Below are 11629 nucleotides of genomic sequence, written 5' to 3'. Positions count from 1 at the left end.
ATGTGAGGGAGGGTCGGTGGGTGGGGCTCCGGATGTGAGGGAGGGTCGGTGGGTGGGGCTCCGGATGTGAGGGAGGGTCGGTGGGTGGGGCTCCGGATGTGAGGGAGGGTCGGTGGGTGGGGCTCCGGATGTGAGGGAGGGTCGGTGGGTGGGGCTCCGGATCTGAGGGAGCGTCCGTTTGGAAGCGGGGAAAGTTGCCGTTTCGTTACCGGGGTGGGCGGGAATTCCATTGACAGGCTGTGAGCCGCATCATAGGTTTGCCGTAATCTGAATCACCTTTCAGGTTCAGCTGCCCACTCCCTGCCGGATCTCCTGTTGAGATTCCGCGGACTCCCAACGAAAGGCATCCCGTGAAGGATACAAAGAAGTTCCTGATGGCCGCCGTGATGGCCTCGGGGCTCGCGCTCAGCGCCTGCGCGCCCACCGCCGGGTCGGCCGCGCCGGCAGGCTCAGGCGGTGCCGGCAACGCTGCCGAGCCCGTCAACGTCGGCATCATCTACTCCAAGACCGGACCGCTCGCGGCCTACGGCGAGACCTACTACGAGGGTCTCCAAGCCGGCATCGACTACGCCACCGGCGGCACCGGCGAAGTCAAGGGCGCCAAGATCAACCTCACCTACGCCGACGACGGCGGCGACCCGGACAAGGCCGTCACCGCCGCCAAGGACCTGATCGGCAAGGGCTACAAGGTCATCGGCGGCACGGCGTCGTCCGGCATCGCGCTCAAGCTCGCCGAACAGGCCCAGCAGAACAAGGTGCTGTACATCTCGGGCCCGGCCGCCACCGACGCGATCCAGGGCATCAACAAGTACACCTTCCGCTCCGGCCGGCAGAGCCTGCAGGACGTCGCCACCGCCGGCACCTTCATCGATATCAAGGGCAAGAAGGTCATGGTGTTCGCGCAGGACAACGCCTTCGGCCAGGGCAACGTCGCCGCGGTCAAGGCCGTCCTCGGTGCCAAGGGCGCCACGGTGGACTCCATCCTCGTCGCAGAGGGCCAGGAGCTCACCCCGTTCGCCCGCCAGCTCCTCGACGCGAAGCCGGACATGGTCTTCGTGGCATGGGCCGGCGCGACCACCGGCAGCATGTGGCAGGCGCTAAGCCAGCAGGGCGTATTCGACGCCGCCCCCGTCGTCACCGGCCTCGGTGACGCGGCCAGCTTCGGCGCCTACGGCGCGGCGAGCTCCAAGATCAGCTTCCTCAACCACTACTTCCCCGGCGCGGCCGGCAACGAGGTGGAAAAGAAGATGATTGCCGCCGTCGAGAAGGCGGGCCACAAGGCCGATCTCTTCACCCCGGACGGCTTCGTCGCCGGCCAGCTGATCGTCCAGGCCATCAAGGAGGGCGGCTCCGATCCCGATGCGATGGTCAAGGCCCTCGAGGGCTACAGCTTCGACGGCCCCAAGGGCAAGGAAACCGTCCGTGCCTCGGACCACGCCCTGATCCAGGACATGTACCAGGCCAAGCTCGTCCAGAAGGGCGGCACCTGGGCTCCCGAGCTCGTCAAGGTGGTTCCCGGCGACTCCGTCGCCCCGCCGGAAAAGAAGTAGCGGCCGGGCGCACTGGCGCCCGGCACCGCTTTCCGGACTAGACCGCGAGAAACGAAGGACCCGTATGAAAACCCCAGCCCTGCCCGCCCTTGCGGTGGACGGCCTAGGCCTGCAGATCGGCGGTGCGCGCATCCTCCAGGATGTGGGCTTCGCCGTCGACGCCGGTGAAATGATCGGCGTGATCGGCCCCAACGGAGCCGGCAAGACCACCTTGTTCAACCTGATTTCCGGCGTGCTGCGTCCCACCGCGGGCAGCATCACGCTGAACGGCAGGGAGATCACGGCCGCGCCCATCCACCGCCGGTCCCGGGCAGGGCTGGGACGGACCTTCCAGACCTCCAACCTGTTTCCACGGCTCAGCGTCCTGGAAAATGTCCGGCTCGCCGCCCAGGCGAAACTCGGCGGCAGCTTCAGCCTGCTGCGCTTTCCCTCGGCCTCGGACGAGGCCGCCCGGATCGCCCGCGGCACCATCGACGAGGTGGGGCTCACGGGCAAACTCATGACGCCGGCGGGGGACCTCTCGCACGGCGAGAAGCGCAAGGTGGAAATCGCGGTGCTGCTGGCGACGGATCCCGCCGTCGTCCTGCTCGATGAGCCGATGGCCGGGGTGGCGTCGGGGGACGTCCCGTCCCTCACTGCGATCATCGCAGGGCTGCACCGGGACCGCGGCTGCACCGTGATGATGGTGGAGCACCACATGGACGTCGTCCTGGGCCTGGTGGACCGCGTCGCGGTGATGCACCACGGCAGCCTGCTGGCCCTGGATAGCCCGGACGCCGTGATGGCCGACCCCACCGTGCAAAGCGCCTACCTTGGAGAGCCCGTATGAGCACCGCAGCGGACAACCGCGGCACAGAGACCCGCCCAATTCTGAAGGTCGAGTCCTTGTGCGCCTCGATCGCGGGCCAGCAGGTGGTGGAGGACGTGTCCTTCACCGTTCCGGCGACGGGGATCACCGCCCTGCTGGGCCGTAACGGCGTCGGGAAGACCAGCACCATCAAGGCCATCATCGGCCTGATCGAGCGCAGCGGGACCGTGGAACTCGACGGCGCGCGGATCGAGAAGGAAGCCACCTTCAAGATCATCCGCAGCGGCGTGGGCTACGTGCCGGAGGACCGCGAGGTCTTCTCGAAGCTCACCGTCGCGGAGAACCTCCGGCTCGCCGAACGCGACGCCGCGCCCCGCCGGCAGCTTGTCGAGGAGCTCTTCCCGGATCTGCTCGCCCGCGCCGGACAGATGGCCGGAACGCTTTCCGGCGGCCAGCAGCAGATGGTCTCGCTTGCCCGTGCGCTGCTGAATACCAACAAGATCCTGCTGGTCGACGAACCCACCAAGGGCCTCGCGCCCAAGATTGTCGGCGAGGTCGCCGAGACCCTGGCCGAGGCAGCCAGGAGTGTCCCGATCCTGCTCGTCGAACAAAACCTGCAAGTGGTCCGCCAACTGGCCGGGGACGCCGTCGTGCTCTCGGGCGGCCGCGTGGTCCACACCGGCCGCGCGCTCGACTTCCTCGATGACCCCGGGCTGATCCAGCGCCATCTTGGCGTCTCCACCGATGCCGCCGACGCCGCCAACGCGGCCCCGGCCGGGAGACCGGCTGGGAGATCGGCCGGGAGACCAGCCGGGGAACCAGCCGAGAAAGGCGCCGCCCTGTGAGCACCCTCGTCCTGTTGCTGTTCACCGGCCTCGGCCTCGGTGCACTGTACTTCCTGGTGGCCGCCGGCTTGTCCCTGATCTATGGCCTGATGGGCGTGCTGAACTTCGCCCACGGCGCATTCCTGACCCTGGGCGCGTTCACCGGCTGGGAAATCGCCCGCCGCACAGGCTCCGACAACTGGGGGACGTTCCTGCTGTCCCTAGTGATCGGGGCCGCCGCCGGCGCCGCCTTCGCCGCCTTCACGGAGTTCGTGCTGATCCGCCGCCTCTACCAGCGCCACATCGAGCAGGTCCTCGTCACGGTGGGCCTCTCACTCGCCGCAGTGGCACTCTTCGACGGCATCTGGGGCACCGACCCGGTCTTCATCAAAGGCCCGGCCTGGTTCAAGGACACTACCGAGATCCTCGGCGCCCGGATCCCCAATGACCGTTTCATCTGCATCATCGCCGCCGGCCTCGTGTTGCTGGCCCTGGTGTTCTTCCTGAAGAAAACCCGCTACGGCATGATCATCCGCGCCGGCGTGGAAAACCGCTCCATGGTCACAGCCCTGGGCATCGACGTCCGCAAGGCCTTCACCCTCGTCTTCACGATCGGCGGGGCGGCGGCCGGCCTCGGCGGGGTGCTCGCCTCGCACTACTTCGGCTACGTCTCGCCCATGCTCGGCGGCTCGCTGCTGATCTTCGCTTTCATCGTCACGGTGATCGGCGGGCTCGGCTCGCTGACCGGAGCGGCGATCGCCGCCGTCGCCGTCGCCGTCCTGCAGCAGTTCGCGAACTTCTACCTTGGCGGCACCGGCGACTTCGTCGTCGTGCTGGCCCTGGCGCTCGTGCTGCTGTTCCGTCCCACCGGCCTGCTTGGGAGAACCGCATGAGCACCGAGACCGACACCTCCAGCACCGACGGCACGCGCGCTGGCGGCCCCGGCACCGACGGACCCCTCACCGGGCAAACGGCGCCCGACGGCGGCCCCGCCGGCCGCCGTCGGGCCAACACCGGGGGAGGCCCCGCCGCCCCGGACGGCGGCCGCCGCGGCCGGGCACCGCGGCGGCTCGCGGCGTTGGCAGCGGGCGCGGCCGGCGTGCTGCTCCTGGTGCTGCTGCCGCTGCTGAACATCTCCCTGCCCGGCGTGCTGCCGGGTCCCAGCTACACGCCCGGGTCCTTGCAACTGCTGGCCATGTGCATGCTGATGGCAGCCGCGGCCTTGACCTACCACCTGCTCCTGGGCGTGGCGGGCCTGCTGTCCTTCGGGCACGCCCTCTACTTCGGCGCCGGCGTCTACGGGCTCGCGATCATCCTGCAGAACTTCGACATTCCGCTGCTACCGGCGATGGGGCTGACCCTGCTGATCGTGATCGTGCTGGCCCATGTGGTGGGCAGCATCAGCCTGCGCGTCAGCGGCATCCCGTTCGCCATGGTCACGCTCGCCTTTGCGCAGGCCGGGTCGGTGATCGTGGGCCGCAATCCCGAGGGCAAGACCGGCGGCGACGAGGGCCTGACGCTGCGCACCGACAACCTGCCCGATTTCCTCGTGGGCGTGGTCAACACCCGCAACCTCTACTGGCTGGCCCTGGCCGTCCTCGTCGCGGTCTTCGTCATCGTCACCTGGGTGCAGTCCTCACGGGCCGGCCACGCTGCGGCGGCCGTGCGCGAGAACGAACTGCGGGTCCGCGTCCTGGGCCTGCAGCCCTACCTCGTGAAGCTGCTCATCTTCGTGGTCGCCGCCGTGCTCGTCTGCATCATCGGCATGGCCTTCCTGCTGCTGCAGAGCGGCGCCGTGCCCCGGGCGGCATCCGCGGACTTCACCATCACGCTGCTCGTGATGGTGGTACTGGGCGGTGTCGGATCGCGCTGGGGTGCCGTGATCGGCGGCGTTTTCTACACCATCCTCGACCAGCGGCTCACCACGCTGGCGAACTCCGACGCGGTCAGGTCACTCCCGGACGTGCTGCGTGTACCGTTGTCCGAACCGTTGTTCATCCTCGGCACGCTCTTCGTCCTGGTGGTGCTGTTCCTGCCGGGCGGAATCACCGGAGCCGCCGAGCGGCTGGGGCAGCGCCGGAACCGGGGCTCCCGGCGCGGTGGTGGCCACGGTACTTCGACGTCGCGCGAAATCCTGGAGGAAGCCGCATGAGCAATCCGATCGGGCCGAATCCGGCCGACGGCCTGCACACCCTGGGCCGCTGGACCACCGACCGCAGCCTGTCCACCCCGCACCGGGTCGCCATCGACGACCGCGGCTGCACCCTGCTGTACAGCGAACTGGAACGCCGCGCCTCGGCCCTGGCCGACGGGTTCCGCGCCGCGGGCTACCGAATCGGGGACCGAATCGCCAGCCTGACCGGCAACAGCTCGGACCATGTGGTGGCCTTCTTCGCCTGCGCCAAGGCCGGGCTGGTCCTGGTCCCGCTGTCCTGGCGGCTCTCGCCCCGGGAGCTCGCTGCCCAGCTTGAACTCGCCGAGCCCCAGCTGCTGCTGGTGGAGGGTGAGCTGGACGCCCTCGCCGCCGCAGCCTGCGCGCTGCTGCCGCACCGGCCGCGGACCGCGGCCCTAGGGCCCGGCGGCGTCGAGCGGTCCGTGCCGCCGCCCTCCCGCGTGCGGCCGGCCGCGTCCGTCGCCGCCAACCCGGCCCGCCGTGAGGTGCGCGACGACGACGCGCTGCTGATGATTTTCACCTCCGGCACGGAGGGCGCCAGCAAGGCCGCCGTCCTGACCCACGCCAACTGCTTCTGGAACAATCTCTCGCTTTCCCGGACCCTGGATATGGGCAGCAACGACGTCGTGCTGGCCGTGCTCCCGCAGTTCCACGTGGGCGGCTGGAACATCCAGCCGCTGCTGGCCTGGTGGGTCGGCGCCACCGTGGTGCTGGAACGCGGCTTCGACCCGGGCCGCGTGCTGCAGCTCATCGCGGAGCGGGGCGTGACCATGCTGATGGGGGTGCCCACCCAGTACCTGATGCTGGCCGAACACCCGGACTTTGCCCATGCCGAACTGGGCAGCCTGCGCCACGCCGTGGTGGGTGGCGCCCCGATGCCGGCCCCGCTGCTGCGGATCTGGCACCGCCGCGGCGTTGCCCTGAGCCAGGGCTACGGCCTGACCGAGGCCTCGCCCAACGTGCTGTGCCTGCCGAACGAGGACGCCGAACGGATGCTGGGCTACTCTGGCAAACCGTACCCGCACGTCGCCGTCGCCGTGGCGGATCCGGTCACCGGTGAAATCCTCGACGGCGCCGCCAGCGGCGAGCTGCTGGTGGGCGGGCCGGGCGTGTTCGCCGGCTACTTCCGCGACCCGGCCGCCACGGCAGCCGTCCTCGCCGGCGGCTGGCTGCGCACCGGCGACCTGGTGGAGCGCGACGCCGAGGGGTACATCAAGGTTGTGGACCGGCTCAAGGACATTTACATCTCCGGCGGTGAAAACGTGGCCCCGGCCGAGGTCGAGGCCGCCCTGCTGACCCATCCCGCCGTGGCGCAGGCCGCCGTCGTCGGGGTGGAGGACGAACGCTGGGGCGAGAGCGGCAGGGGATTCGTGGTGGTCCGTCCCGGCATGGCCACCGACGAGCAGGAACTGCTGGAACACTGCGCCTCCCAGCTCGCCCGGTTCAAGGTGCCGTCGACGATCGAGTTGGTCCCCGCGCTGCCGCGCACGGCCCTGAACAAGGTGCTTCGCGCCAAGCTGCGCCAGGAACTGGCCGGGCGTCCTACGGCAGGGCGTACTTCCGCCGGGCGGGGTTCCGATGCACGCAGCTCCGCCGCAGGGGGCCGGGCATGAGCGCCGCGCCCCGCACCGCCCGGGGCACCCGCACCCGGGCCAAGCTGCTCGAGGCGGCGGAATCGGTCTTCGCCTCGGTGGGCTACCACGAGGCCTCGATCGTCAAGATCACCGAGGCCGCCGGCGTCGGCCTCGGCACGTTCTACCTGTACTTCGACGGCAAACAGGCCATCTTCGACGAGGTGGTCGAGGACCTGAACCGGCGGGTCAGGCACGCGATGACCGACGCTGCCAAGAGCGCCGGCACCCGGCTCGAGGCGGAACGGGCCGGCTTCCGGGCCTTCTTCCGCTTCACCGCGCAGCACCCGGCCCTGTACCGGATCATCCGGCAGGCCGAGTTCGTCTCGCCCGGCGCGCTGAGGCTCCACTACACGCGGATCGTCAACGGCTACATCGAAGGCCTCAAGGCTGCCCAGCTCAGCGGCGAAGTCCAGGAGATGGATCCCACCGTCGCCGCCTGGGCCCTGATGGGCATCGGCGAGCTGATCGGCATGCGCTGGGTCCTCTGGGATGAGGAAGGCGCCGAACCCGCGGCCGGCGCCCGGCCCGACGTGCCAGAAGAAGTCTTCGAGGAAATGATGCAGTTCATCGAACGGGCCCTTGCGCCCACGCCCGGTTCCGCCACAGGAACGGACGCGAACACCACCCCGCCCCAGGAAGGGACAGCCCCATGACCCAGACAGCCAGCAAGGACACCTACCGCACCGCCGAGGTGGAGGTCCGCGGAGGCACGCTGCACACCGCTATCTGGGGCCCGGACGACCCCGACGCCCCGACCATCCTCGCCGTGCACGGCGTCACCGCCTCGCACAAGGCGTGGCCCTACCTGGCCGAGGCGCTGCCGGACGTCCGGATCATCGCCCCGGACCTGCGCGGACGCGGCCGCAGCAATTCCTTGCCTGCACCGTACGGCATGCCCTCGCACGCCGAAGACCTCGCGGCCGTGCTGGCGGCGCTGGCACCGGGACCGGTCGTCGTCGTGGGGCACTCGATGGGCGCCTTCGCCTCGGTCGTGCTGGCGAACCTGTACCCGGAACGCGTCCGCTCGCTCGTGCTGGTTGACGGCGGGCTGCCGCTCCAGGTCCCGGAGGGAATCTCGGACGAGGAGCTCATCTCCTCGGTGCTGGGCCCGGCCGCCGAACGCCTCAACGCCACGTTCCCGAGCCGCGAAGTCTACCGCTCCTTCTGGCGGCAGCACCCGGCGTTCAGCGCCGGCTGGGGCCCGCTGGTAGAGGCCTACGTGGACTACGACCTCACCGGCGAAGAGCCGGAACTGCGGCCCGCCACGCGCTACCAGGCCATGGCCGAGGACACCGCGGAACTGCACCGCGGCGCCTCGCTGCTCAAGGCGCTGGACGAACTCACCGTGGACGCGGTCGTGCTCCGGGCCCCGCGCGGACTGCTCGACGAGCCCGCCGCGCTCTACGCCCCCGGCTACCTCGACGACTGGGCAGCGAAACTTCCGTCCCTGCGGGTCCGCGAGGTGCCGGACGTGAACCACTACACGATCGTGATGGGCGAGGCCGGCGGCGCGGCCGTGGCGGAAAGCGTGCGGGAGGCGCTGGCGGGAAGTTAGGGGTCTCTAGCCGCCGGCGAAGGGCGGCAGCACGTCGACGACGTCGTCCTGACCCACGGCCGCCGCGGTGTTACGGACGGCCACCTCGTTGAGCAGGAAGCTGGAGCGGGACAGGATGCGGGCCAGCGGCGGGGTGCCGGCCGGCGGTTCGGGACGCTCGACGGCGAGCACCGCCTCAAGCAACTCGGCGAGGGTTGCACCCTCGGCCAGCTCGAACTTTTCTTCCTCCATGCCGGCGGCAGCGCGCGCGGCAGCGAAGTAGCGTACGTTCACGGGTGTCTCAGCCTCCGATGGCGCTCATGCTGCGGTCCGGCTGGACGAAGTCCGGGGCGTCCAGTCCAACGTGGTCCATGCCGTGCGCCTTGGGCTTGATCCACATGGCGTCCTGCCAACGCTCGGCGAGTTGCTCGTCGCTGGCGCCCTCGCGGAGCAGCCCCAGCAGGTCAATCTCTTCGCGCGAGAAGAGGCAGCTCATGATTTTGCCTTCCGCGGTGATCCGCGTCCGGCGGCAATCTGCGCAGAACGGCTCGGTGACCGAGGCGATAATCCCCACGGTGCCCAGCACGGGCCCGGTGGCCTGATCCGAGCCGGGCACGCGGGCGCGGACCTCGAACCGCTCGGCCGGTGCGCCGTCGCGTTCGCGCGGGTCGGCGCTGAGCACGTAGTCGACCGAGAGCAGCTCCCGGATCTCCGCGGCCGTGATCATGTTCCGGCGGGTCCAGCCATGGTCGGCGTCGAGGGGCATCTGCTCGATGAAGCGCAGCTCGTAACCGCGGTCCAGCGCCCAGGCCAGCAGCGAGGGGGACTCGGCGTCGTTGATCCCGCGCATCAGCACCGCGTTCAGCTTCACGGGTCCCAGCCCGGCGGCCCAGGCGGCGTCGACGCCGGCCAGGACGCGGTCCAGGAAGGGGCGCCGGGTCAGCTTGGTGAAGGTTTCCTCGTGCAGCGAATCCAGTGAGACGTTGATCCGGGTGAGGCCGGCCGCCTTCAGCCCGGCCGCCTTCTTATCCAGCCCGACGGCGTTGGTGGTCATCGAGATCGGCAGCTCCGGGTGCGCCTGGCGGAGGGCGGAGATGATGTCCAGCAGGTCGGCGCGGACCAGGGGTTCGCCGCCGGTGAGCCGGAGTTCGCGCACACCCAGTTGTTCGACGCCGATCCGCACGATCCGCACGATTTCCTCTGCGGACATCACGGCCTGCTTGGCCAGCCACTCCAGGCCCTCGGCCGGCATGCAGTAAGTGCAGCGCAGGTTGCATTTGTCCGTCAGGGACAGCCGCATATCGGTGGCGCGGCGGCCGTAGCGGTCCACCAGCCCGGCAGGCATCCCGGCCGGGCGCCCGGCCAGCTGCGGCGCCGGTTCGCCCGCGCCGGAGCCGCTTTCCGCGCGGGGCTGGGGCATGCCAAGCTGAACACTCATAAAGTCAGGCTACGCCACTGTGGCCCAGGCATCACGCCTGCGGGGTCTGCGAACTTATGCTGGAAGCGTGAACACCTCCCGGGACGTTCCACCTTCTGCTCCCAGCGGCACCCCGCAGGCCGCCCCGCGGCGCGAACTGTGGTGGTCGGCCGCTGCCGGCGTAGCGGCCGTCGGCGCCGGCGTCGTCCTCGGCGAACTGGCAGCCGGGCTGCTGAGCCCGTCGGTTTCGCCGGTGACGGCCGTCGGGGGAGCGGTAATCGACGCCGTCCCGCCGGGCGTCAAGGACTGGGCCATCTCGCTCTTCGGCACGGCGGACAAGCTGGCGCTGCTCAGCGGAATGGCCCTGGCAATCGCGGCCCTGGCGGCCTTGGCCGGAGTGCTCGAACGGCGCCGCCGCTTTGCCGGGCTGGCCGTGATCGCCGTCTTCGGCGGGGTGGGCGTCGCGGCGGTCCTGACCCGGGCCGAGGGGAGCGCCAACGCCGTCCCCGCCCCGCTGCTCGCCGCCGCGCTGGGTATGTCGCTGCTGCGCTGGCTGATTCGCCGCCTCACGGAGTGGTCCGACGCCGCACCGCCTGGCGAGCAGGCCGCCCTTGCCCGCCGCCGCTTCCTGCAATCTATTGCCGCTACCGCGGTCATCGCGGGCGTGGGCGGGGTGCTGGCGTCCACGCTGCGCGGCGCGGCGGCCGCCGTCGTTGAGCTGCGCGGCAAACTGGTGCTGCCCCGCCCGGCCTCGGCCGCGCAGCCGATACCGTCCGGAGCCGAGCTGTCCCTGCCCGGGCTGGACCCCCTCGTCACCCCGAACAAGGACTTCTACCGCATCGACACGGCCCTGCGTGTCCCGGTCGTCGATCCGGACCAATGGAAACTCAAAGTCACCGGCCTGGTGGACCACGAGGTGGAACTGGACTTCGCCAGCCTGCTCGCCAAGCCGCTGACCGAGCGGTACGTCACGATCGCCTGCGTCTCCAACGAGGTGGGCGGCGACCTCATTGGCAACGCGCGCTGGCTCGGCTGGCCGGTCCGGGAGTTGCTGGCCCAAGCCGGTCCGAAACCGGGAGCGGACATGGTGCTCTCGCGCAGCGCCGATGGCTGGACCGCCGGGACACCGCTGGAGGTACTCACGGACACCCGGGACGCGCTGCTGGCGGTGGGAATGAACGGCGAGCCGCTGCCGCTCGAACACGGCTTCCCGGTCCGGCTCGTGGTGCCCGGACTCTATGGATACGTCTCGGCGACCAAGTGGGTCACCGAGCTGAAGGTCACCCGGTTCGCCGATGACGTCGCCTACTGGACGCCGCGCGGCTGGAGCGAACGCGGACCGATCAAGACCTCGTCGCGGATCGACGTGCCGCGGGCCGGCCGGAGTGTGAACGCCGGGCCGGTGGACTTCGGCGGGGTGGCGTGGGCGCAGCACCGCGGCATCGGCCGGGTGGAAGTGCGCGTGAACCGCGGCGAGTGGAAGCAGGCCGAACTGGCCGCCGCGATCTCCACTGATACCTGGCGGCAGTGGAAGCTCACCCTGCCGCTGGACCCGGGGCGCTACGAGGTGCAGGTCCGGGCCGTCGACCTCGCCGGTGTACCGCAGGTTGAGGAGCGCGCGCCGGCAGCGCCCAGCGGCGCCACCGGCTACCACACGGTTACAGTGGACGTGAAGTCCTAGCCAGCCGA

Annotated in this window: 11 protein-coding genes; 9 read left to right on the top strand and 2 right to left on the bottom strand. The window is 70.2% G+C overall.

All coding sequences use genetic code 11. From position 1 onward, the window contains the following. The first annotated feature begins 350 nt into the window (after window positions 1–350). From AC1DNC_RS15815 to AC1DNC_RS15780, 8 genes are all read left to right on the top strand, one after another. Complete coding sequence (locus tag AC1DNC_RS15815; protein WP_476863485.1) at window positions 351–1550, top strand: substrate-binding domain-containing protein; 1200 nt, start codon at window positions 351–353, stop codon at window positions 1548–1550. Window positions 1551–1614: 64 nt separating this feature from the next. Next, window positions 1615–2379 carry an ABC transporter ATP-binding protein gene (locus AC1DNC_RS15810; RefSeq protein ID WP_476863484.1) on the top strand — a complete coding sequence of 255 codons (765 nt, stop codon included), beginning with the start codon at window positions 1615–1617 and terminating at the stop codon, window positions 2377–2379. Beyond that, window positions 2376–3203 (top strand): ABC transporter ATP-binding protein, encoded by an 828-nt coding sequence (locus AC1DNC_RS15805; RefSeq protein WP_476863483.1) that lies wholly within the window; start codon window positions 2376–2378, stop codon window positions 3201–3203. Before AC1DNC_RS15810 ends, AC1DNC_RS15805 begins: the two co-directional genes overlap by 4 nt. Then, a complete protein-coding gene (locus AC1DNC_RS15800; protein ID WP_476863482.1) occupies window positions 3200–4075 on the top strand; it encodes a branched-chain amino acid ABC transporter permease in 876 nt (291 codons plus the stop codon). Before AC1DNC_RS15805 ends, AC1DNC_RS15800 begins: the two co-directional genes overlap by 4 nt. Continuing rightward, the gene (locus AC1DNC_RS15795) at window positions 4072–5334 is read left to right on the top strand and encodes a branched-chain amino acid ABC transporter permease (protein WP_476863481.1); all 1263 of its coding nucleotides are present in this window, start codon (window positions 4072–4074) and stop codon (window positions 5332–5334) included. Before AC1DNC_RS15800 ends, AC1DNC_RS15795 begins: the two co-directional genes overlap by 4 nt. Next, window positions 5331–6968 carry a class I adenylate-forming enzyme family protein gene (locus AC1DNC_RS15790; protein ID WP_476863480.1) on the top strand — a complete coding sequence of 546 codons (1638 nt, stop codon included), beginning with the start codon at window positions 5331–5333 and terminating at the stop codon, window positions 6966–6968. The genes AC1DNC_RS15795 and AC1DNC_RS15790 overlap by 4 nt, the downstream gene beginning before the upstream one ends. Then, window positions 6965–7642 (top strand): TetR/AcrR family transcriptional regulator, encoded by a 678-nt coding sequence (locus AC1DNC_RS15785; RefSeq protein WP_476863479.1) that lies wholly within the window; start codon window positions 6965–6967, stop codon window positions 7640–7642. Before AC1DNC_RS15790 ends, AC1DNC_RS15785 begins: the two co-directional genes overlap by 4 nt. After that, on the top strand, window positions 7639–8544 hold the full coding sequence (locus tag AC1DNC_RS15780; protein ID WP_476863478.1) for an alpha/beta hydrolase: 906 nt from the start codon (window positions 7639–7641) through the stop codon (window positions 8542–8544). Before AC1DNC_RS15785 ends, AC1DNC_RS15780 begins: the two co-directional genes overlap by 4 nt. A gap of 6 nt (window positions 8545–8550) precedes the next feature. On the opposite strand, the gene AC1DNC_RS15775 is transcribed toward AC1DNC_RS15780, so the two are convergent. Further along, window positions 8551–8817 (bottom strand): MoaD/ThiS family protein, encoded by a 267-nt coding sequence (locus AC1DNC_RS15775; protein ID WP_476863477.1) that lies wholly within the window; start codon window positions 8815–8817, stop codon window positions 8551–8553. A 7-nt stretch (window positions 8818–8824) separates the two neighbouring features. Continuing rightward, entirely contained in the window at window positions 8825–9961 is a 1137-nt protein-coding gene (gene moaA, locus AC1DNC_RS15770; protein WP_476863476.1) for a GTP 3',8-cyclase MoaA, read from the bottom strand. A gap of 136 nt (window positions 9962–10097) precedes the next feature. Between moaA and AC1DNC_RS15765 the strand changes: the two genes are divergently transcribed. Next, a complete protein-coding gene (locus AC1DNC_RS15765; protein ID WP_476863488.1) occupies window positions 10098–11621 on the top strand; it encodes a molybdopterin-dependent oxidoreductase in 1524 nt (507 codons plus the stop codon). Window positions 11622–11629 lie beyond the last annotated feature (8 nt).

This window comes from Arthrobacter sp. 01N442 (assembly GCF_056399345.1).
This window is presented reverse-complemented; position numbering and strand designations above follow the sequence as displayed.

What these genes read in the sequence shown, in the direction of transcription:
- AC1DNC_RS15810 (WP_476863484.1), top strand. Translation starts at nt 1,615, where the DNA reads ATGAAAACCCCAGCCCTGCCCGCCCTTGCGGTGGACGGCCTAGGCCTG.
- AC1DNC_RS15805 (WP_476863483.1), top strand. Translation starts at nt 2,376, where the DNA reads ATGAGCACCGCAGCGGACAACCGCGGCACAGAGACCCGCCCAATTCTG.
- AC1DNC_RS15795 (WP_476863481.1), top strand. Translation starts at nt 4,072, where the DNA reads ATGAGCACCGAGACCGACACCTCCAGCACCGACGGCACGCGCGCTGGC.
- AC1DNC_RS15790 (WP_476863480.1), top strand. Translation starts at nt 5,331, where the DNA reads ATGAGCAATCCGATCGGGCCGAATCCGGCCGACGGCCTGCACACCCTG.
- AC1DNC_RS15785 (WP_476863479.1), top strand. Translation starts at nt 6,965, where the DNA reads ATGAGCGCCGCGCCCCGCACCGCCCGGGGCACCCGCACCCGGGCCAAG.
- AC1DNC_RS15780 (WP_476863478.1), top strand. Translation starts at nt 7,639, where the DNA reads ATGACCCAGACAGCCAGCAAGGACACCTACCGCACCGCCGAGGTGGAG.
- moaA (WP_476863476.1), bottom strand. Translation starts at nt 9,961, where the DNA reads ATGAGTGTTCAGCTTGGCATGCCCCAGCCCCGCGCGGAAAGCGGCTCC.